This is a genomic window from Ancylobacter sp. GW821-FHT10E12 (assembly GCF_058809335.1).
Map to the genome: position 1 here is coordinate 348,988 of NZ_JBXASN010000002.1, position 19,672 is coordinate 368,659.

Annotated in this window: 16 protein-coding genes; 4 read left to right on the top strand and 12 right to left on the bottom strand. The window is 68.9% G+C overall.

From position 1 onward, the window contains the following. Positions 1-104 precede the first annotated feature (104 nt). The 10 genes from AC1RU4_RS04010 to AC1RU4_RS04055 form a co-directional block, all read right to left on the bottom strand. Positions 105-1,112 carry an ABC transporter permease gene (locus AC1RU4_RS04010; RefSeq protein ID WP_492889709.1) on the bottom strand — a complete coding sequence of 336 codons (1,008 nt, stop codon included), beginning with the start codon at positions 1,110-1,112 and terminating at the stop codon, positions 105-107. After that, positions 1,105-2,133, bottom strand: coding sequence for an ABC transporter permease (locus AC1RU4_RS04015; protein WP_492889710.1), 1,029 nt, complete (start codon positions 2,131-2,133; stop codon positions 1,105-1,107). Before AC1RU4_RS04015 ends, AC1RU4_RS04010 begins: the two co-directional genes overlap by 8 nt. Next, on the bottom strand, positions 2,130-3,668 hold the full coding sequence (locus AC1RU4_RS04020) for a sugar ABC transporter ATP-binding protein (protein ID WP_492889711.1): 1,539 nt from the start codon (positions 3,666-3,668) through the stop codon (positions 2,130-2,132). The genes AC1RU4_RS04015 and AC1RU4_RS04020 overlap by 4 nt, the downstream gene beginning before the upstream one ends. Before the next feature lie 255 nt (positions 3,669-3,923). Further along, the gene (gene torT, locus AC1RU4_RS04025) at positions 3,924-5,027 is read right to left on the bottom strand and encodes a TMAO reductase system periplasmic protein TorT (protein WP_492889712.1); all 1,104 of its coding nucleotides are present in this window, start codon (positions 5,025-5,027) and stop codon (positions 3,924-3,926) included. Positions 5,028-5,125: 98 nt separating this feature from the next. After that, on the bottom strand, positions 5,126-7,075 hold the full coding sequence (locus AC1RU4_RS04030; RefSeq protein WP_492889713.1) for a hydantoinase B/oxoprolinase family protein: 1,950 nt from the start codon (positions 7,073-7,075) through the stop codon (positions 5,126-5,128). A 5-nt stretch (positions 7,076-7,080) separates the two neighbouring features. Then, on the bottom strand, positions 7,081-9,105 hold the full coding sequence (locus AC1RU4_RS04035; RefSeq protein WP_492889714.1) for a hydantoinase/oxoprolinase family protein: 2,025 nt from the start codon (positions 9,103-9,105) through the stop codon (positions 7,081-7,083). Positions 9,106-9,458: 353 nt separating this feature from the next. Beyond that, a complete protein-coding gene (locus tag AC1RU4_RS04040) occupies positions 9,459-10,838 on the bottom strand; it encodes an aspartate aminotransferase family protein (RefSeq protein WP_492889715.1) in 1,380 nt (459 codons plus the stop codon). A 34-nt stretch (positions 10,839-10,872) separates the two neighbouring features. Further along, positions 10,873-11,832: an AraC-like ligand-binding domain-containing protein gene (locus tag AC1RU4_RS04045; protein WP_492889716.1), complete on the bottom strand. Its 960-nt coding sequence runs from the start codon at positions 11,830-11,832 to the stop codon at positions 10,873-10,875. A gap of 140 nt (positions 11,833-11,972) precedes the next feature. Then, positions 11,973-12,728, bottom strand: a complete 756-nt coding sequence (gene pxpA / locus AC1RU4_RS04050) for a 5-oxoprolinase subunit PxpA (protein WP_492889717.1) — start codon at positions 12,726-12,728, stop codon at positions 11,973-11,975. Between the two features lie 88 nt (positions 12,729-12,816). Beyond that, positions 12,817-13,794, bottom strand: a complete 978-nt coding sequence (locus tag AC1RU4_RS04055) for a LysR family transcriptional regulator (RefSeq protein WP_492889718.1) — start codon at positions 13,792-13,794, stop codon at positions 12,817-12,819. A 144-nt stretch (positions 13,795-13,938) separates the two neighbouring features. On the opposite strand from AC1RU4_RS04055, the gene AC1RU4_RS04060 reads away from it, so the two are divergent. Genes AC1RU4_RS04060 through AC1RU4_RS04075 form a run of 4 tightly spaced genes read left to right on the top strand, consistent with a single transcriptional unit; the run spans position 13,939 to position 17,455 of the window. Beyond that, entirely contained in the window at positions 13,939-14,178 is a 240-nt protein-coding gene (locus AC1RU4_RS04060; protein ID WP_492889719.1) for an acetyl-CoA carboxylase, read from the top strand. A gap of 2 nt (positions 14,179-14,180) precedes the next feature. Then, the gene (locus AC1RU4_RS04065; RefSeq protein WP_492889720.1) at positions 14,181-15,584 is read left to right on the top strand and encodes an acetyl-CoA carboxylase biotin carboxylase subunit; all 1,404 of its coding nucleotides are present in this window, start codon (positions 14,181-14,183) and stop codon (positions 15,582-15,584) included. 13 nt (positions 15,585-15,597) lie between these two features. Further along, positions 15,598-16,467: a 5-oxoprolinase subunit B family protein gene (locus AC1RU4_RS04070; protein WP_492889721.1), complete on the top strand. Its 870-nt coding sequence runs from the start codon at positions 15,598-15,600 to the stop codon at positions 16,465-16,467. Then, a complete protein-coding gene (locus AC1RU4_RS04075; RefSeq protein ID WP_492889722.1) occupies positions 16,460-17,455 on the top strand; it encodes a 5-oxoprolinase subunit C family protein in 996 nt (331 codons plus the stop codon). The genes AC1RU4_RS04070 and AC1RU4_RS04075 overlap by 8 nt, the downstream gene beginning before the upstream one ends. Positions 17,456-17,479: 24 nt before the next feature. Here AC1RU4_RS04075 and AC1RU4_RS04080 read toward each other — a convergent pair whose 3' ends face one another. Together AC1RU4_RS04080 and AC1RU4_RS04085 are read right to left on the bottom strand one after the other, a co-directional pair. Further along, positions 17,480-18,388 carry an SMP-30/gluconolactonase/LRE family protein gene (locus AC1RU4_RS04080; protein WP_492889723.1) on the bottom strand — a complete coding sequence of 303 codons (909 nt, stop codon included), beginning with the start codon at positions 18,386-18,388 and terminating at the stop codon, positions 17,480-17,482. 19 nt (positions 18,389-18,407) lie between these two features. Then, entirely contained in the window at positions 18,408-19,625 is a 1,218-nt protein-coding gene (locus AC1RU4_RS04085; RefSeq protein WP_492889724.1) for a mandelate racemase/muconate lactonizing enzyme family protein, read from the bottom strand. Positions 19,626-19,672 lie beyond the last annotated feature (47 nt).

Consider the following 19,672-nt stretch of genomic DNA (forward strand, 5'->3'; position numbering starts at 1 on the left):
CGTAGGCCGTCGCCGGGCGTGTCCGGTCAGTATGGTGAGGTGTATGGTCGGTATGGTGAGGTGTACGATGAGGGTGATCTGTCCGATCGGGCCGAATTCGTGCATCAGCGTCGCTCCAGCCGCAGCCGGTCGAGCACGACGCCGGCGATGACGATGGCGCCGAGCACCACCATCTGCACATAGCCGTCGATGCGGGCGAGGTTCATGCCGTTCGACAGGATGGTGACGAACAGCGCGCCGACCACCGCCGTGCCGACCCCGCCGCGTCCACCGGCCAGGCTGGTGCCGCCGACCACCGCCGCCGCGATGGCCTGCAGCGACAGCGAGCCGCCGAGGTTCGGCTCGCCCGAGCCGGTGCGCGCCGTCATCATCAGCGCCCCGAGCGCGGCCAGCGCCGAGCACAGCACATAGGTGGCGACCAGCAGGCGCTTCACCGGCAGGCCGGCGACCGCCGCGGCGCGGGGGTTGGTGCCGATGATGTAGAGCGCGCGGCCATAGACGGTGCGCGTCAGCAAGAGGTGGAGGCCGATGCCGACCAGCACCGCGATGACGATCGCCGCCGGCACGCCGAACAGGCTGCCGCCATAGAGCAGCCACGAGAACAGGTCCGGCACGCCCTGCACCGGCCGGCCGGCCGAGAGGGTGGTGGCGACGCCGATGGCGATGTTGTAGCTGCCGAGCGTCGCCACGAAGGGGCTGACCCCGAGCCAGGCGACGACCACGCCGTTGAAGAGCCCGCAGGCGGCGCCGAGCGCGAAGCCCGCCGCCAGCCCCATCAGCAGCACGGTGCCGGGCTCCTGCCCGCCGGCGACCCCGGCCGCCATGGCCAGCGCGGAGCCGACGCTGACCATCGACACGGTCGGCCCCAGGGCGAGGTCGAAGCCGCGGGTGAGGATCACCACCGTCTGCGCCATGGCGAACAAGGCGAGATAGCTCGCCTGCTGCGCGATGTTGACGAGGTTGCCCAGGGTGAGCACGGCGGAATCCACCGCCGCGAAGCCGAGCAGCAGCACGACGAGGGCGATGGGCAGCGCGGCCTGCCACAGCAGCGACATGAGGGCGGCGCGGCGCTCGGCCGGCGCCGGGACGGCGGGGGTGGAGAGGTCAGACACGGGACTTCCTCCGCCGGCCGAGCTCGTCCAGCGCCACCGCCGCCACCATGATGACGCCGAGGAACACCGGTTGCAGGCGCGAATCGATGTGGAGCAGGTTGAGGGCGTTGCCGAGAATGGTGAGGAACAGCGCGCTCACCGCGACGATCTCCACCCGGCCGATGCCGCCACGCAGGCTGACCCCGCCGATGACGGCGGCGGCGATCGATTGCAGCATCATGCGGTCGCCGCCGAAGCTGGCCTGGCCGGAGCCGACCTGGGCGGTGAGCAGGATGCCGGTGAGCGCGGCGAGCACGCCGGAGAGCACATAGGTGCCGACGATGTGCCGGCGGATGCCGACGCCGGAGACGATGGCGGCGTCGGCATTGCCGCCGATGGCGTAGACATAGCGGCCGAACAGGGTGCGCCGCTGCACGAACACCACCGCCGCCAGCACGAGGAGCGCGACATAGATCGCGGTCGGCAGGCCGAGGAACTGGGCGCGGCCGAACTCGCGCACGAAGCTCTGCGGCATGCCGTAGACCGGGATGCCCGAGGTGATCATCAAGGCGACGCCGGCGGTGGCCGACATGGTGCCGAGCGTGACCACGAAGCCGGAGACCTTCAGCCGGGCGACGCACAGACCGTTGACGATGCCCACCGCCGCGCCGCTGCCGAGCCCGGCGACGACGCCGCAGGCAACGGCGAGCACGTCATTGCCGGGAAAGGCGGCGGCGGTGGCGGCCATGGTCTTCGCCGTCACCACGCTGGCCAGCGCCACCACCGCGCCGACCGACAGGTCGAAGCCGCCACCGATGATCACCAGCGCCTGCCCGCAGGCGACGATGGTGAGAAAGGCGGCGTTGCGCAGGATGTTGAGGATGTTGATCGGCCCGTAGAATTGCGGGTCGGTCGCCGACATGCCGACCACCACCAGCACGAGCAGCGCCGGCAGGAAGCCGATGCGGCCGAGAAGGCTGCGGCCATAGGAGGCGGCGATGCCGGGACGGGCAGCGAGGGAGGCCGAAGCGTGCGCGCTCATGCCGCCTCCGTCGCCAGATGCTCCTTGAAGAAGGAGGCGAGCACGTTCTGCTCGGTCTTGTCCGCGCCCGCCAGCTCGGCGGCGATGCGGCCGTGATGCATCACATAGAGGCGGTTGGAGAGCGCCAGCACCTCCGGCAGTTCCGAGGAGACGACGATCACCGCCGCCCCCTCGCTCACCAGCTGCTTCATGAATTCATAGACCTCGAGCTTGGCGCCGACATCGATGCCGACGCTCGGTTCGTCGAACAGGAAGACCTTGAGGTCGCGGGTCAACGCCCGGCCCAGCATCACCTTCTGGCGGTTGCCGCCGGACAGCGCGCCGGCCGGCCGCTCGATATTGGGCGGGCGCAGCTTCAGCCGCTCCATCGCCGCGCCGACGAGGCCGCGCTCGGCGCCCTGCCGCAGCAGGCCGAAGCGGGCGAACGCGGGCAGGTCGAGCGCCGTCATCGAGGCGTTCTCCCGTATGGGGCGTGAAAGGGCGAGGCCCTCCGCCACCCGGTTGGCCGGGAAATAGGCGATGCCGCGCGTCAGGCTCGCGCGCGGGACGGGGACGTCATAGGGCGTGCCGCCGATGCGCAGCGTGCCGCCGACGATCGGCTCCAGCCCGTAGATCGCCCGTACCAGCTCCGACTTGCCGCAGCCGACCAGGCCGGCAATGCCGGTGATCTCGCCGGCGCGGGCATGAAAATTCACCTCCCGCACCGAGCCGTCGGCGAGGGTGAGGCTCTCGACGTCCACCGCCACCTCGGCGGGGGCGTGGGGGATGGTGGGAAACAGCACGTCGATGCGCCGGCCGGTCATCAGCTCGACCAGCTCGCCATCGGTCACCTTCGCCGCGTCGAGGGTGCGGATGTGGCGTCCGTCGCGCAGCACCGTCACCCGGTCGGCCAATGCCCGGATCTCGCGCATGCGGTGCGAGACATAGATGAGGCCGACGCCCTGCGCCTTCAGCCGGGCGATCAGCTCGAACAGGCGGCCGGTCTCGCGCTCGGTGAGCGAGGCGGTCGGCTCGTCGAGGATCAGGAGGCGCACCTTGCCGAGCAGGGCCTTGGCGATCTCCGCCATCTGCTGGTGGGCGCGCGAGAGGTCGTCGACGCGCCGGCCCGGATCGAGGTCGAAGCCGAGCTCGTCGATCAGCGCGCGGGCCTTTTTCCGCATCGCCCCGGCGCGCAGCACGCCGCCGGCCGAGATCTCGCGGCCGAGGAACAGGTTCTCCTCCACCGTGAGGCTCGGCACCAGCGAGAATTCCTGGAACACCGGGCTGATGCCGATGGCGCGCGCCCGCTGCGGGGAAAGGTGGCGGATCTCCTCGCCGTCGAAGCGGAAGCCGCCCTCGTCCGGCGGGAAGGTGCCGGCGATGACGTTGATCAGCGTCGACTTGCCGGCGCCGTTCTCGCCGAACAGCACGTGCAGCTCGCCCGCCCGCACGTCGAGGTCGACATGGTCGAGCGCGCGCACGCCGGTGAAGCGCTTGGATATGCCCTTCAGTTCCAGCAGGGGGGCGGCCTTTCGGGCCTCTACGCTGATGTTCATCCGTTCTCCTACGGCCCCTTCTCCCTCTCCCCGTGGGGGAGAGGGTTGGGGTGAGGGGTCTTCCTGGCTTCCCGATATCGTCGCCCCTCACCGACCCCGCTTCGCGGGGCCACCTCTCCCCGACGGGGAGAGGGAGAGTAAGATGAGCGCCAACTCCCCGGGTTCTCAACGGGATCGAAGCCGTTCCCGGGCCGTGCGAGGACCCGTGCGCGGGGGAGGCACGCACAGGTCCTCGACGCGGCGCCCGCGGGGGCCCTACTTCGCCTTGACGGAGTAGACCGGGCTCCAGCTCGCCGGGGCGAGCACGAGGTCCATCTGCAGGTTCGGCACCGTCGACTTGTCGATCACCGCCGCCACCGGCTGCACCAGGCCCATCACCGGCTTCTTCTCGATCAGCCGCACCGCCTGATCGATGGCGATGGCGCCCTCGCCGACCGGGTACTGGGTGGCGAAGGCGAGGATGTCGCCGCGGTTGAGCGCGTCGAGCATCGCCTGGTTCTCATAGGAGGAGATCACCTTGATGTCCGAGCGCCCGGCCTCGGCGACCGCGCCGATGGCGGCCTCGGCGGTGGGGGCGGTGCCCCAGATCACGTTCATCGAGGGATAGGCCTGGAGGGCATCCTGGATCAGCTGGAGCTGCACGGCGACGCCGGAATCGCCGAACTTCTCGCCGAGGATCTTGGCCTTCGGGTTCTTGGCCACCGCCTTCTTGAAGCCCTCGTTGAAGGATTCCGCCCAGCCCGAGCCGGCCGGGCCGGGGAAGGTGACGATGTTGAGCTCCTCGCCCGGCTTCGACTGCGCGAGCAGGCCCTCGCCGGTGACCTCGCCCATGGCGACGAAGTCGACATAGTTGGCGGCCGGCAGCGCGTTCGGCGGCAGCGGATTGGTGACGCCGACCACGGGAATGCCCTTGGCCTTGGCCTCCTCGAACTTCTTCATCAGGCCGGCGCCGGAAATGGCGCCGACGACGATGGCGTCGGCCTTGGCCGCCACGCAGTCATCGAACTGCGAGAGCTGCTTGGGCAGGTTCTCGTAGCCGCCGGCCTCGTAGAGATTCATGTTCACGTTCGAGGTCTCGGCCTGCTTGACGATGCCGTAGGCGACCGCGACCCAGAAGCTGTCCTTCATGTGCGGGAACAGGACGCAGATATTGTAGGGCTTCTCGGCCTTCGCGAGCGGCGTGTACTCCGCCGGCTTCGGCGTGCCCGAGGAAGCGTCGTAGATCTTCATCGGGAACCATTTCGTCTCCGCCGCGGCGGGGGAGAGCGAAGAGGCGGCGAAGGCGAGCAGGGCGGCGCCGGCAAGGGCGCGTTGCCTCAGGCGGGAAAGCGCCGGACTGCGGGTAGCGGTGGTGGACATGGTCGTTTTTTCCTCTGGTTGGTTTTGGCGGAAGGGAAGAACGGACCCGCCCTCCCCTTGCGAAAGCACGGCCCGGCGCCGCCGCGCGGCGGCGGGGATCAGTTCCTCCAGTTGGCGACGGAACGGCGCTCGAACACCTCGCGGAACTGGCGGGTGGATTCGGGCAGCAGATCGCCGGTGCCCCAGTCGAGGATCACCGCATGGCGGCGGATGGCGTCGAGCGCGTCGATCTCTCCGGCCCGGTAGCGCGCGGCCACCGCTTCCGGGTCGATGCGGGCCTCGGCGACACGCACGCCCCGCTGCGCGGCGCGCAGCGCCTCCGTCGCCGGCACGTCCACCTCATAGTCGCAGAGCTCGGCGTCGACGGTCTCGATGACGACGCCGTAGTCCCTGGCGGCGCGCGCGACCGAGACGTAGTCGTCCTTCACGTCCTCCAGCACCCGCGCGGGATCGCGCTCCAAGGGGTCGCCGAAGCCGCCGCCGCCGGCGGTGGGCCGCGAGAACACGTCGCCCTCGCCGATCGGCACGTCGGAGAAGATCGAGCCGAGCCGCTCCTCCTCGTTCGCCCCGGCGCGCCTGAGGGTGAGGCCGTGCGGCATGGAGGGCAGGCCGCCCTCGATGCCCCAGACCACCGCGCGCTCGCGGTCGCAGATGTAGGAGATGACGGTCTTCTCCGCCGCCAGCATCGCCGAGGTCTTCACCACGCCGGCGCCGCCGCGCCATTTGCCGGGGCCGGGCGAGTCCATGAGGATCTCGCATTCGGTGGTGAGGATCGGGTTGGCGCGCTCCTGGCCTTCCACCGGCTGGGCCATCATCCCGGTGCCGAAGCAGGCCGTGGTGACATTGGCCCCGTCCTTGCCGTTGCGCCCGCCCCAGCCGCCGGGCAGCCAGTCGTAGAACATGAAGATCGGCTTGTCGGGCGTGCGCGCATCGCGCCCGCCGGTGAGCAGGTATTCGAGGTTGAACGCGCAGGCGAGCGCCCGCTCGGGCATCAGCTTCGACCACATCTCGTAGATCGAGTTCATGATCTTCTCGAACGGCATCAGGAAGCCCGTCACCGCCACCGGCCATTGCGCGTCGACGATCGAGCCTTCCGGGACGATGATCTCGAAACAGCGGTAGAAGCCGGAATTGAGCGGCAAATCGGGGAAGAAGGTCTTCATCCCGGCCGCCACCGCCGAGAAGGTGGTGCCGAAGGCGGAGTTGTAGATGGAGCCGATCACCGGGTGGCTGCCGGTGAAATCGTAGATCGCCTTGTCGCCCTTGATGATGAGCTTGATGCGGATGGGAATCATGCCCTCCCCGCCCGCGGGATCGCGGTCGATGAAGTCGACCGTCTCCCATTCGCCGTCCGGCAGCGCGGCGATGCGCTGGCGTGCCGAGCGCTCGACATAATCCTGCACGGCGGCGAGGCCGGTCTCGACCGTCTCGCGGCCATATTTGCCGACGAGCCGCAGCATCTCGCGCTCGCACACCGCGGTGGCCTGCGCCTGCGCCTGGATGTCGCCGATGATCGAGGCCGGGTCGCGGGTGTTGGAGGCGATGAGGTGGGCGACATCCTTCACGAAGCGGCCCTTGTCGAACAGCCGCACCGGGGTGATGCGCAGGCCCTCCTTGAACATCTCCTTGGCGGAGACGTCGAACGAGCCGGGCACCGAGCCGCCGACATCCGACCAGTGGCCGTTCGACTGCGCAAAGGCGATGATCTTGCCGTCGGCGAAGATCGGCCGGATGAGACGCACGTCGGAGAAGTGGGTGCCGCCGGCATAGGGGTCGTTGATGGCGTAGACGTCGCCCTCGTGCATGTCGCCGTCGAAGTGGCGCATCACTTCCTTGCAGGTGAAGTGGAGCGTGCCGACATGCACGGCGATGTCGGCATTGCCCTGGGCGGCGCATTCGCCATTGGCATCGTGCAGCGCGCTGGAGAAGTCGTGATTGTAGATCACGAAGGAGTAGCAGGTTCGCAGGATCTGCTCGCCCATCTGGTCGACGCTGGTGATGAAGGAGTTCTTCAGGACCTCGAAGGTCACGGGATCGAGCTCGGCCATCGGTCTCAGCCCTTCACGCGGATGATGATGTTGAGGAACCTGTCGACCTCGGCGCGGGCGCCGGGCGGCACGACGGTGGTGGAATCGAGCTGCTCGACGATGGCCGGCCCCTGAAAGACGAAGCCGCACGGCATGTCGTCGCGGTCGTAGACCGGGGTATCGAGCCCCTCCCCGTCGAACCAGACGCGGCGGTGGGAGACCGGCGCGGGGGTGGCGCCGGTGGCGGCATGGATGGCCAGCTCGGCCTTCGGCACCACGCCGATCGCCTTGAGGTTGAGGCGGAAGAAGCTCACCGGCGCGTCGTCGCGGCGGAAGTTGTATTCGCGCTGGTGCTCGGCGTGGAAGCTGCCGACCAGGTCGGCGATGGCGCCGATCGGGCGCGGCGCATTGACCGCCAACGAGCGCCACTGGCCGCGATACATCATGTCGATGGAACGCTGCAGCACGATGTCGGCTTCAGTGACGCCCTCATGCGTCAGCCGCGCCATCGCCTCCTTCTCCAGTTCGGCGAACTGCGCCTCGATGGCCGCCGGATCGGCCTCGTCGGCAGCGACCATGCAACTCTGCGAGAAATCGTGCTGCATATCGACCAAAAGGCAGCCCAAAGCCGAGGTGACGCCGGGATTGGGCGGCACGATCACCACTGGAATCGAAAGCTCGCGGGCGACGTCCACCCCATGCAGCGCTCCGGCGCCGCCGAAGGCGACGAGAGCGAAGTCGCGCGGGTCGTAGCCGCGCGAGATGGAGATCAGCCGCACCGCATCCGACATGTTGGCATTGGCGACCTTGACGATGGCATCCGCCGCCTCGTGCAGGCCGAGGCCGAAGGGCCTGGCGACGCCTTCCTCCACCGCGCTGCGGGCGAGTTCGGCGTCAAGCTGCACCTTGCCGCCGGCCAGCGACGTGCCGAGGCGGCCGAGGGTGACGTTGGCGTCGGTATTGGTAGGCTGCGCGTTGCCGTTGCCGTAGCAGGCGGGACCGGGATAGGCGCCGGCCGATTGCGGGCCGTTGCGCAGGCCGCCGGCGGGATCGGTCCAGGCGAGCGAGCCGCCACCGGCGCCGATGGTCAGCACCTCGATGGAGGAAAAGCGGATCGGGTAGCCGAATTCGATGTACCAATCCTTGGTGACGCGCGACTGGCCGTCATAGGCGAGCGACACGTCGGTCGAGGTGCCGCCCATGTCGAGGCCGATGGAGTTCGGGAAGCCGCACAGCCCGGCAATGTAGCGGCTGGCGATGGCGCCCGCCGCGATGCCCGATCCCGCGAGGCGGGCGGCGAAATCCTTGACGCTGGCCGGCGTCATCACGCCGCCGCCGGTGTGGAGCAGCAGGAGATCGCGGGTGTAGCCGCCATCGGCGAGCCGGTCGCCGAGCCGGGTCGTGTAGTCGACCACCACCGGGCTCACCACCGCGTTGGCCACCGTGGTGGAGAAGCGCTCGTGCTCGAAGATCTCCGGCAGCACCTGCGAGGAGATCGACACCGGGATGTCCGGCATCGCCTCCTTGAGGATCTCGCGCATGCGCCGCTCATTGGCGCCGTTGAGATAGGCGTTCATGAAGCAGACGGCGATGGCGGCGACGCCGCGCTTCTTCAGGATGCGGGCGACGTCGCGGGCGGCGTCCTCGTCGAGCGCCTCGACGATCCGGCCGGCCGCATCGATGCGCTCGGGCACGGTGAGCCGGTCGCGGCGCGGCACATAGGGCGGCACCACGTCCTTGTAGACGTCCCACAGGTCTTCCTTGTTGGCGCGGCGGATCTCGATCACGTCGCGGAAGCCCTTGGTCGAGACGACGGCGGCGCGTGGAAGGCGGCGGGTGATCAGCGCATTGGTCGCCACCGTGGTGCCGTGCGAGAACAGCGCCACCTGCGAGAGGTCGATACCGGCCTTCTCGACGCCGCTCATGATCCCGTCGATGGGATCGCGGGTGGACGAGGTCTTCTCGATGCGGATGAGGCCCGTCGCCTCGTCCATGATGCAGATGTCGGTGAAGGTGCCGCCTACATCGACGGCCACGCGGAGATTCTGCACGGCAGCGCTTCCTTTCGCACACGCCCCTCCACCCGCACGCAACGCCCCTGCAGGCGAGCGGCCGGATCGGTGATCCGGGCCCTCGTCCCCAGTCGGCCGGCGGCGGAATGTTGGAGCAGTCGAAGGGATTAAACGTGCTTTGCGCCCGCGGCTCTTGGCGCTGAGTGCAGAAAAATTTGCGCTACAGAGCGAATGGAGGCCATTTTTCGGGCGCATGCCGGGCCTGCCTCGCGATTGGGCATTCTCATGCGGGTCGGAGCGCCGGACGACGCCCCGAGCGGCGGCAGGCGAAAGCGGCGGCGGCGGACGCCGCCGATCCGTGGCAGGCGGCGGCGTGCACGCCCCGTGCGGGGTCAGGCGTCCGGCATGCCGGCTTCGACCCAGGTGGTGACCTCGTCGAGCGTGGCCTCGAACCGGCGCAGCATCTCGTCGATTTCCGCCTCGGTGATGATCATCGGCGGGCAGAAGGCGATCGTGTCGCCGATGGCGCGGATGATCAGGCCATGGTCGTGCGCGCGGTCGAACAGCCGGAGCCCCACCTTGCCGACCGGGTCGAAACGCGCCTTGGTCCGCTTGTCCGCCACCAGCTCGACCGCGGCGATGAGGCCCATGCCGCGCACTTCGCCCACCAGCGGATGGCCGGCGAAGCGGGCGAGGCCGGCGCGCATGTATTCACCCATCGCGGCGGCGCGGGCGACGAGGCCGCGCTCCTCGATGATGGCGAGGTTCTCCAGCGCCACCGCCGTCGCCACCGGATGGGCGCCCGTGGTGTAGCCATGGCCGAACACGCCGAGCTTCTCCGAGTAGTCGGCGATCGGCTGGTAGATGGAATCCTTCATGAGGATGGCGGCGAGCGGCTGGTAGGAGGAGGTGATCTGCTTGGAGCAGACGAGAATGTCCGGCGCGATGCCGAGCGCCTCGCAGCCGAACATCGTGCCGAGCCGGCCGAAGCCGTTGATCACCTCGTCGGCAACGATGAGCACGTCGTATTTCCGGCAGATCTCCTGCACCTTCGCCCAATAGCCCTCGGGCGGCACGATGACGCCGCCCGCGCCCATCAGCGGCTCGCCGATGAAGGCGGCGACCGTCTCCGGCCCCTCGGCAAGGATCATGTCCTCGAGTTCCTGGCCGAGCCGCTCCGCGAAGGCCCGCTCGCTCTCGCCCGGCAGGGCGTTGCGGTAATGGTGCGGGCGCGAGACGTGGCGGGCGAAGGGCAGCGGCAGATCGAAGCCCTTCTGGTTGCCGGCCAGGCCGGTGAGGCTGGCGGCGGCGATGGTGATGCCGTGATAGGCGCCCTCGCGGGAGATGAACTTCTTCTTCTCCGGCCGGCCCAGAGCGTTGTTGTAGTACCAGACGAACTTGATGACGGTGTCGTTGGCCTCGCCGCCGGAATTGGTGAAGAAGACGCGGTCGAGGCCGGCGGGGGCGAGTTCCGCCAGCTTGCCGGCGAGCAGCGCCGAGGGAGCGTGCGCCTTCTGCGAGAACACATGGTAATAGGGCAGCTTCTCCAGCTGCCTGGTCGCCGCAGCGACGAGGCGCGGCTCGCCGAATCCGACGCCGACGCTCCACAGCCCCGCCATCGCCTCGATATATTCGCGCCCCTCGTCGTCATAGACATAGATGCCCGCGCCGCGGTCGATGACGATCGGCCCCTGGCGCTCATGCCGGCGCAGATTGGTGACGGGATGGATGTGGTGGGCAACGTCCAGACTGTGCAGCGAATTGGGAAGCATGCTTTGAACCTTGGGGTGGGAAGAGCCCCCGCGATCAGTTTGCGGGGGAACGGGAGGCGGCGCGCGCCTCGCTCGGCGTGCAGCCGAAACGGGCACGATAACTGCGGCTGAACTGAGCCTGGTCGCCGAAGCCCCATTCATAGGCGATTTCGGAGATGGACTTGCGGCAGTACGGATCGCGCAACATCGCCTCGCTGGCGAGCAGGCGCTGGTTGCGGATATAGGCGCCGACGGTGATGCCTTCGGCCTCGAAGATCTGGTGCAGGTAGCGCACCGAGATGCCGCAGCCTTCGGCCACCATCTGCGGCGAAAGCCGCATGTCGCCCAGCCGCGCGCGGACGAAATGCTCGCAGCGGTGCAGATGCGCGTTGCGCACCGTGGAGGAACTTCCAGCGAGCACCCGCTCGTCCGCCTCGATCGCCATGGCGAGCAGGTCGACGAGCTGCTTGCCGAGCAGCGCGCGGGCCGGCTCGTTCATTTCGTCGATGCGCGCCCCGGTCAGGCGCAGCATGTCGACGAACATGGCGCCGACCGCGCGGGTGGCATCGAACTGCAGCGTGGCAAGGCGTTCCGGCCGGGCGATGCGGGCCCGCAGCACGGCGCTCGGCACCTTCATCACCCACAGCGCCGCCGGGTCCCTATGGCTGAACTCGTAGGGCAGATGGCTGCGCTCGATGAGGAACGCGCCCGGCCGGCAATGCACCTGCCGTCCGTCCTGCTCGAAGCGGATTTCGGCAAGCTCGGGAACGGTGATGAGATAGCTTTCCTCGCGCTCGGCGACGAGATGGCGTTCATGACGGCGGTAGAGCAGGCCGTCCGAAACGTTGCGCGAGACCGAGACCGGCCCGAGCGACCAGGCGCCGAGGCTGCCGGAGAAGGTATCGCCCGAGGCGAAGCGCAGATCGAGGGGGAAATAAGTCCTGGAGACGGCGTCCTTCCAGAACTGGCGCCTCTGCATCGGCGCTGCCTGATCGGTCGAGTAGCTGGCACGCATGTCACGCTCCTCCGATTTCAAATGCGGGACGCCCTCCGGGGGCCGGCACCCTCGCGCATCCGCGATGCGCCGGCGCGGGTTCAACAGGCACGTTCAGGCCGGACGCTGCCTCTCGGCATGTCCACAGGCACCGGTCGTCCCTACCGGACCCCGGCCTCGACGGCCGGCGATCCGGCAAGCCAGGGCCGCACCGCCTCTTTCAAGACGCGGGCCAACTCTACCGCGTTCGGCGTATCGGAATGGATGCAAATCGTGTCGGCCTTCATGTCGAAGTCGCGGCCGTCGATGGTCGTCGCCTTGCCTTCGGTGAGCATCCGCACCGCCCGGCGCGCCGCCTCAACGGGATCGCGCGCCGGATGCTCGCGGGTGATCAGCAGAGCGCCCGCGGGGTCGTAGTCGAGATCGGCATAATATTCCGAGACGAAGGTGAGGCCACGGCTGCGGTAGACCTCTTCGTGCAGCGTGCCGGCCATGCCGATCACCGGCACGCGATAGACCGAGGCGGCGTCGGCCACGGCTTGCGCCACGTCCTCCCGGCGCATCGCGGCACCGTAGAGGGCACCGTGCGGCTTCACATGGTTGAGCGGGAGGCCGGCATCGTCGAGGAACGCCTTCAGCGCACCGATCTGGTAGAGGACGCAGGCGGCGAGTTCCTCGCGCGTCATGGCCATGTCGCGCCGGCCGAAGCCCTGCAGGTCCGGGAAGGAAGGATGGGCGCCGACGGCCACGCCGTATTCGACCGCCAGGCTCACCGTCTCGCGCATCACCATGGGGTCGGCGGCATGGAAGCCGCAGGCGACGTTGCCAATATCGATATGCGGCATGATGCCGGCGTCGTCGCCGCAGCGATACAGGCCGAACCCCTCGCCCATGTCGCAATTGATCACCACACCCATGCCCGGCTCTCCACTTGCCTCACGACGTCGCAAAGCGTGGCGAAGCGGGACGGCAAGCGTCAAATCGTATTAAGCGGAAGCCGATATCTCAATTTTCGATGTCCCCGTGATACGGCTCGCCCGCGACGGCGCGCGGCTCGCCGGCGGCGGCGGAGCGCCCGGCGGTGTGGCCGGCCACCGCGAAGCGCAGGAAGTCGCAGAAGGCCTGCACGGCGGGGGTGAAGCCGACGTCGCGCTTCCAGGCAAGGCCGACATCCATGCTCGGCACGTCGTCGGCGACGTCCCGCACCTCGATGCGCTGCCCCTCCAGCGACCAGGGCCGGTAGACGAGATCGGACAGGATGGTCACGCCCATGCCGCCCCCCACCATGGAGCGGACCGCCTCCACCGAGGAGGTGCGGAAGATGGTGCTTGGCTCCAGCCCCTGCGCGGTCCAGTAGCGCAGCGCCGTGTGCTTGGCCTCGTCGACGGTGAGCATCACATAGGGGTGACGCACGATATGGGCGAGGCGCACCCGCTCGAGACGGGTGAGCGGGTGGGACGGGGCGAGCCACAGCCGCCGGGCCGAGCGCAACAGCAGCTGGCTGGCCAGATTCTCGCTATCCTGAAGGTTCGAGACCAGCAGCACCGCCACGTCCAGCGCGCCGTCGACCAGCGCCTGCTCGACCACCGAGCGCGGCGCCTCGAACAGATCGATGGTGATGCCGGGAAAGCTCGACTGGAAACGCATCTGGTGGCGCGGCAGGAAATAGCCGGAGACGGTATAGGTCACACCGACCCGCACCGTACCGGCCATCGGGGTGGTGGAATGGCGGGCGTCGCGCACCGCCTCCGCCACCGCCGTGAGGATCTGCCGGCCCTGGGAGAGGAAGCGGCTGCCCTCCAGCGTCACGCTCACCCCGGTGGGGGTGCGCTCGAGCAGCCGCGCGCCCAGCATCGCCTCCAGCTGCTGGATGGCCGCGGTGACCGCCGACTGCGACACATTGAGCTCGACCGCGGCCTGGCTGATCCGCCCGGTCTCGGCGGCGGCGACGAAATAGCGGATCTGCTTCAACGAAATCGACATGGCGTCCTCGGCACCCGCAGGCGGCGCGGCGGCATGCTATCTGATTTTCTGATGTCCCGAATTCCTTAATGCTATTTCTCGACCGGAACGTCTTTTGCAACTCTTCCCGCAGCGATGAACCGCAGCTTCGATGGACGAAACGCGATGGCAAAGACGATACAGGCGCCGCTTCCGGGCACCTTCTACCGGGCGGCGGCGCCCGGCGAGCCGCCCTTCAAGCTGGAAGGCGATGCGGTCGCCGTCGGCGACACGATCGGCCTGATCGAGGTGATGAAGTCCTTCACGCCGGTCGTCGCCGAGGAGGCCGGCACGCTCGCCGCCTTCCACGTGGAAAACGAGGACGCGGTGATGGCCGGCCAGCCGCTCTACGATCTCGACGCCTGACCATGGGCCTCTCGACGATCTTCATCGCCAACCGCGGCGAGATCGCGGTGCGCATCATCCGCGCGGCCCGCGAACTGGGGCTGAGAACGGTGCAGGCGGTGAGCGCGGCCGATGGCGACATGCTCGCCGCCAGGCTCGCCGATGCCGTCGCCCCCGTGGGTCCCGCCCACGCCACCAAGTCCTATCTCAACAAGGAGGCGGTGGTGCGCGCGGCACTGGAGAGCGGCTGCGACGCGCTGCATCCTGGCTATGGCTTCCTGTCCGAGAATGCCGATTTCGCGCAGATGGTGGAGGCGGCCGGGCTCATTTTCATCGGGCCGACGCCCGAGACCATCCGCCAGATGGGCGACAAGGCCCGCGCCCGGCAGCAGGCGCAGGCCGCCGGCGTGCCGACCGTGCCGGGCACGGAGGGCGTCGTCGCCGATCTCGACGCCGCGAAGGCGGAGGCCGCGCGCATCGGCTATCCCGTGATGATCAAGGCCGCGGCCGGCGGCGGCGGGCGCGGCATCCGCGTCGCCCGCGACGAGGCGGAGCTCGCGACCCTGTTCCCGCAGGCGAGCGGCGAGGCCCGCGCCGCCTTCGGCGATGGCGGGCTGTATCTCGAGCGCTTCATCGGCCGCGCCCGGCATATCGAGGTGCAGGTGCTGGGCGACGGCGAGAACGCCGTCCACCTGTTCGAGCGCGAATGCTCGCTGCAGCGCCGCCGCCAGAAGGTGTGGGAGGAGGCCCCGGCCGCCTGCCTCACGCCCGGGCAGCGCGCCGAGCTGTGCGCCTCCGCCGTGCGGCTCGCCGAGCGCGTGGGCTATCGCGGAGCCGGCACGCTGGAATATCTGTTCGACGACGCCACCGGCGAGTTCTTCTTCATCGAGATGAACACCCGCATCCAGGTCGAGCATCCCGTCACCGAAATGGTGACCGGCATCGACCTCGTGCGCGCGATGATCCGCATCGCGATGGGCGAAAAGCTGATGTACCGCCAGGACGACATCGCGCTGAAGGGGCACGCGATCGAGGCGCGCATCTGCGCCGAGGATCCAGCCGCCGACTTCCGGCCCTCCCCCGGCACGGTGAGCGGGCTCGCGCTGCCGGGCGGCTTCGGGGTGCGCTTCGACACGCTGCTCTATGCCGGCTACACGGTGCCGCCCTTCTACGATTCGCTGCTCGGCAAGCTCATCGCCCATGACGAGAGCCGCGCCGCGGCGATCGCCCGGCTCGACCGTGCGCTCGGCGAGCTGACGATCGAGGGGCTGCCGACCACCGCGCCGCTGCACCGCGCGCTCGCCGCCGATCCGGCGGTGAGGGCTGGCGCGGTCCATACGCGCTGGCTGGAAGCGTGGCTCGCCGACGCGCCCCTGGCCGCGCCGCCCGCCGTGCCCGCCCCGCCCGTCATTGCCACCCCAGCCTGAAGGATCGACCGGGATGCACACGCGCTATTCATTCGGTGGCGACGAGCACATCTTCGTCGAGGTCGACGAGGAGATGTCGCTGGAGGCCTTCTTCAAGAGCCTGTCCATGACCACCGCGGTGCGCGAGGCGAACATTGCCGGCGTCACCGAGATCTGCCCGGCCAACGCATCGTTCCAGATCAAGTTCGACCCCGACATCATCGCCCCGCAGGACCTCATGGCCGAGCTCAGGAGCTTCGAGGCGGCGGCGGAGGCGGCGGAGAAGACCATCGCCACCCGCATCATCGAGATCCCGGTGCTCTACGACGACCCGTGGACCAACGAGACGCTGATGCGCTTCCGCGAACGCCACCAGGACCCGGATTCGACCGACCTGCAATATGCGGCGCGGGTGAACAATTACGAGAGCGTGGCGAGCTTCGTCGCGGCGCACGCCGCCTCGCCCTGGTTCGTCTCGATGGTCGGCTTCGTCGCCGGCCTGCCCTTCACCTACCAGCTGGTGGAGCGGGCCAAGCAGATCGAGGTGCCGAAATACCTGCGTCCGCGTACCGACACCCCGCGCCTGACCATCGGCCATGGCGGCTGCTTCGGCTGCATCTATTCGGTGCGCGGTGCCGGCGGCTACCAGATGTTCGGCGTCACCCCGATGCCGATCTACGATCCCACCGGAAAGATCAGCTACCTCAGGGAACTGATGATCTTCCGCCCCGGCGACATCCTGAAGTTCCGCTCCATCGCTCGCGAGGAATATGACGAAACCGTCGCGGCAATCGACGAGGGGCGTTTCGAGCCGAAGATCAGGCCGGTGCCGTTCTCCCTCGACGCTTTCACCGCCGATCCCGACGGCACCAACGCCAAGCTGCTGGAGGCTCTCAATGGCTGAACGTTCCTTCGAGGTCGTCAAGCCCGGCCTTGCCACCACCGTGCAGGACCTCGGCCGGCCGGGCTACTATCATCTCGGCCTGCCGCTCTCCGGCGCCATGGACCGCTTCGCGCTGATCGCCGCCAACCGCCTGGTCGGCAATCCCGACGGCGCGGCCGGACTGGAGGCGGTGTTCCTCGGCCCGGAACTGCGGTTTTCCGCCGACGCGCTCGTCGCCATCACCGGCGCCGAGCTGCCGCCCAAGCTCGACGGCGTCGAGCAGCCGCTGTGGACCGCTTTGGCCGTGAAGGCCGGGCAGGTGCTGTCCTTCGCCTTCCTCAAGGCCGGCGCGCGGGCCTATATCGCGATAAATGGCGGCGTCGACGTGCCGGAAGTGCTCGGCTCGCGCTCGACCTATGCGCTGGGGGCGTTGGGCGGCTTCGAGGGCCGGGCCCTGAAGGCGGGCGACGTGGTGCCGCTGGGAGCGCCGACGACCACCGGACGCGAGGGCGCGACGCTGCCGCCCGACGGGCGCCGGCCGTCGCAGGAGAGCGGGGTGGAAATCCGCGTGCTGCCGGGGCTCTACTGGCACCGCATCACCGAGGAGGCGCAGGCCGGCTTCTTCGAGGATGCCTGGAAGGTGGCTCCCGAGGCGGACCGGATCGGCTACCGCTTCCGCGGCGGCAAGAAGCTCGACTTCGTGCCGCGCCAGCAGCCGTTCGGCGCCGGCTCCGATCCCTCCAACATCGTCGACAGCTGCTATCCCTACGGCTCGATCCAGGTGCCGGGCGGCACCGAGCCGATCGTGCTGCACCGCGACGCGGTGTCGGGCGGCGGCTATTTCATGATCGGCACGGTGATCTCGGCCGACATGGACCTGATTGGGCAATTGCAGCCGCACCAGCCCGTGCGCTTCGCCGCCGTAACGCTGGAAGAGGCGCTCAAGGCGCGTGCGGTGGAGACCGCGCGGCTCGGGAAACTGGAACCGTCGCTGCCGTTGCAGAGCTGACGAACAAGGCGGCGGGCGGCGGCGTCAGTCAATCATCAGCGTCTTCTCGGATATCCCCGTGAAACCCGTCTTCAGGGCGAAAAGCGAGCCGGAAAGCGGGGCCGCCTCCAGCAAGGGAGCGGCAAGCTCCAGCCGCGCACTGGTCGCGAAGAGAATGGCCAGGTCCTGCCCTCCGAAGGCAACGCTGGTGGGGCGTGGCACCGTGAGCGGTATCACCAGCGTTCGCTCGCCTTCCGGTGAGAAGCGGGTGACGCGCCAGCCATCCCAGTGCGCCACCCACACGCCTCCGTCCGCGTCGACGGTCAGTCCGTCTGGATATCCCTCGTCGACCGCCATCTCCGCAAAGACCCGGCGGTTGCGGAGTTCGGCGACATCCGGCGCCAGATCATAGGCCAGAATCCGACGGGCAAGGCTGTCGCTGAGATACAGAGTGCGGCCATCGGGCGAGAAGGCTGGACCATTCACCACCGCAAAGCCGGCATCCGCCAAGACGGGAGCGGATCCCGGCGCCCAGCACCACAGGGCGCCACGCGGATCGCTCTCGGCGAGATCGCTCGTGCCGATCCAGAGGCGTCCCGAGCGGTCCACCTTGGCGTCGTTGTAGCCGATCCCGCCGCGCTGCGCTTCGGGATGGCAGAGCGGCGTCAGCGTGTCGCCCGCCCAGTCATAGAGCCATATGCCGTCGCAGGCGCTGAGGACGAGGCGACCGGCGGATGGCCCGGCGACGATGGCACCCAGCGGCAGTGGACGATCGATCCGGCGGCTGTCGATCCGGCCGTCGGCGTTCATCCGGTGCAGGCGGCCGGCGGCCAGGTCGAGCCAGTACAGGCAGCCATCCAGGGGATGCCACAAGGGCGCCTCGCCCAGCACATCGTCGGTTTGCGCCGCGACCCGGAATGTCGGGCGCGGCGAGCACGGTCCGGTCGTCGTCATCCGCCCTGCCCCTTTCGCCTCATGCCGTCGCGTCCATCACCGACTGCTCCGCCTTGCCGCTGCCCTCCCCCATGCGCGAACGGAACAGGGTCCGGCCCCGGACGATGATCTCCACGTCGACCCTGTATTGGTCCAGAGCGGCGGGGTTGATCTCGACCCCGAGGCCTGGCGCATCCGGCGCGGCTATCTCGCCATTGGCGTCGCGCAGGATGTGGCTGGCGGTCAGGTCCAGGGCGAGCGGCTGCAGCGTCACCGGAAATTCGCAGATCGTCGCCTCCTCCACGCCGGCAAAAGGCTGGAGCGACGCACTGAGCGCGAGATTGGAGGTGAAGGTATGGTTCACATAGGTGACGCCCTTCGCCCGAGCGTGGTCCGCCACCCGTTTGGCCGGTCCGATGCCGCCGATGCGTCCGCAATCGATCTGCACATAGCCGATGCCGCCATAGTCGATGAGGTTGCGGGCCATATGGAAATTGTGGGCACCCTCGCCGCCGGCCATCTTCACCGTGCTGCGCGCGGCGAGCGCGGCATATTCGCCATAGGCGCTGGCGGCGAACGGCTCCTCCAGCCAGGTGGCGCGCGCCGCCTCCAGCGCCGGCAGGCGCTCGGCCGCCCTCTCCACATCCTCGCCGAAGATCTGGCCGACATCGACGAGAAGGATGCCGTCGCTGCCGAGGCCCTCGCGGGCTGCGACGAAATGATCGACGTCGACCGCGAGCGCGCCGCGCCCGATCGGGCCCCAGCCGAACTTCACCGCCCGGAAGCCCTCGGCGCGTGAGCGCCGGCCGCGCTCAAGCGTCTCCTGCGGCGTGTCGCCGAACAGTTGCGAGGCATAGGGGGTTTTCCGGCAGGAGCGCTCATAGCCGAGCAGCTTCCACACCGGCTCGCCGCGCGCCTTGCCGAGAAGGTCCCACAGCGCCATCTCGATACCCGACCAGGTATGCGCGGCCTGCAGGAGGTCCATGCTGTCATATTCAACCTGCGCCGCCATGCGGGCGATATCCCGCGACCCTTCGAGCCGCTGGCCGAGCACGGCATTGCGCACCGGCTGGCAGGCGCCATGCGACATCGGGCAGACGAAAGCGGCGATGGAAGGCAGCGGGGAGGCCTCGCACTCGCCCCAGCCGACATGGTCGCCGGCCGTCACGCGCGCGACGAGCGCATCCTGACTGCCATCTGCCGCGGTGGTGATCTCGGGCATGGCCAGATAGAAAAAATCGACGGTTTCGATCTTCATGGGACGCGTCTTCTCCCGGAGACATGATGTTGGGGCGGAGCGGCGGC

What these genes read in the sequence shown, in the direction of transcription:
- AC1RU4_RS04015 (WP_492889710.1), bottom strand. Translation starts at nt 2,133, where the DNA reads ATGAGCGCGCACGCTTCGGCCTCCCTCGCTGCCCGTCCCGGCATCGCC.
- pxpA (WP_492889717.1), bottom strand. Translation starts at nt 12,728, where the DNA reads ATGGGTGTGGTGATCAATTGCGACATGGGCGAGGGGTTCGGCCTGTAT.
- AC1RU4_RS04085 (WP_492889724.1), bottom strand. Translation starts at nt 19,625, where the DNA reads ATGAAGATCGAAACCGTCGATTTTTTCTATCTGGCCATGCCCGAGATC.
- AC1RU4_RS04080 (WP_492889723.1), bottom strand. Translation starts at nt 18,388, where the DNA reads ATGACGACGACCGGACCGTGCTCGCCGCGCCCGACATTCCGGGTCGCG.
- AC1RU4_RS04045 (WP_492889716.1), bottom strand. Translation starts at nt 11,832, where the DNA reads ATGCGTGCCAGCTACTCGACCGATCAGGCAGCGCCGATGCAGAGGCGC.
- AC1RU4_RS04065 (WP_492889720.1), top strand. Translation starts at nt 14,181, where the DNA reads ATGGGCCTCTCGACGATCTTCATCGCCAACCGCGGCGAGATCGCGGTG.
- AC1RU4_RS04030 (WP_492889713.1), bottom strand. Translation starts at nt 7,075, where the DNA reads ATGGCCGAGCTCGATCCCGTGACCTTCGAGGTCCTGAAGAACTCCTTC.
- AC1RU4_RS04055 (WP_492889718.1), bottom strand. Translation starts at nt 13,794, where the DNA reads ATGTCGATTTCGTTGAAGCAGATCCGCTATTTCGTCGCCGCCGCCGAG.
- torT (WP_492889712.1), bottom strand. Translation starts at nt 5,027, where the DNA reads ATGTCCACCACCGCTACCCGCAGTCCGGCGCTTTCCCGCCTGAGGCAA.
- AC1RU4_RS04040 (WP_492889715.1), bottom strand. Translation starts at nt 10,838, where the DNA reads ATGCTTCCCAATTCGCTGCACAGTCTGGACGTTGCCCACCACATCCAT.
- AC1RU4_RS04070 (WP_492889721.1), top strand. Translation starts at nt 15,598, where the DNA reads ATGCACACGCGCTATTCATTCGGTGGCGACGAGCACATCTTCGTCGAG.
- AC1RU4_RS04060 (WP_492889719.1), top strand. Translation starts at nt 13,939, where the DNA reads ATGGCAAAGACGATACAGGCGCCGCTTCCGGGCACCTTCTACCGGGCG.
- AC1RU4_RS04020 (WP_492889711.1), bottom strand. Translation starts at nt 3,668, where the DNA reads ATGAACATCAGCGTAGAGGCCCGAAAGGCCGCCCCCCTGCTGGAACTG.
- AC1RU4_RS04075 (WP_492889722.1), top strand. Translation starts at nt 16,460, where the DNA reads ATGGCTGAACGTTCCTTCGAGGTCGTCAAGCCCGGCCTTGCCACCACC.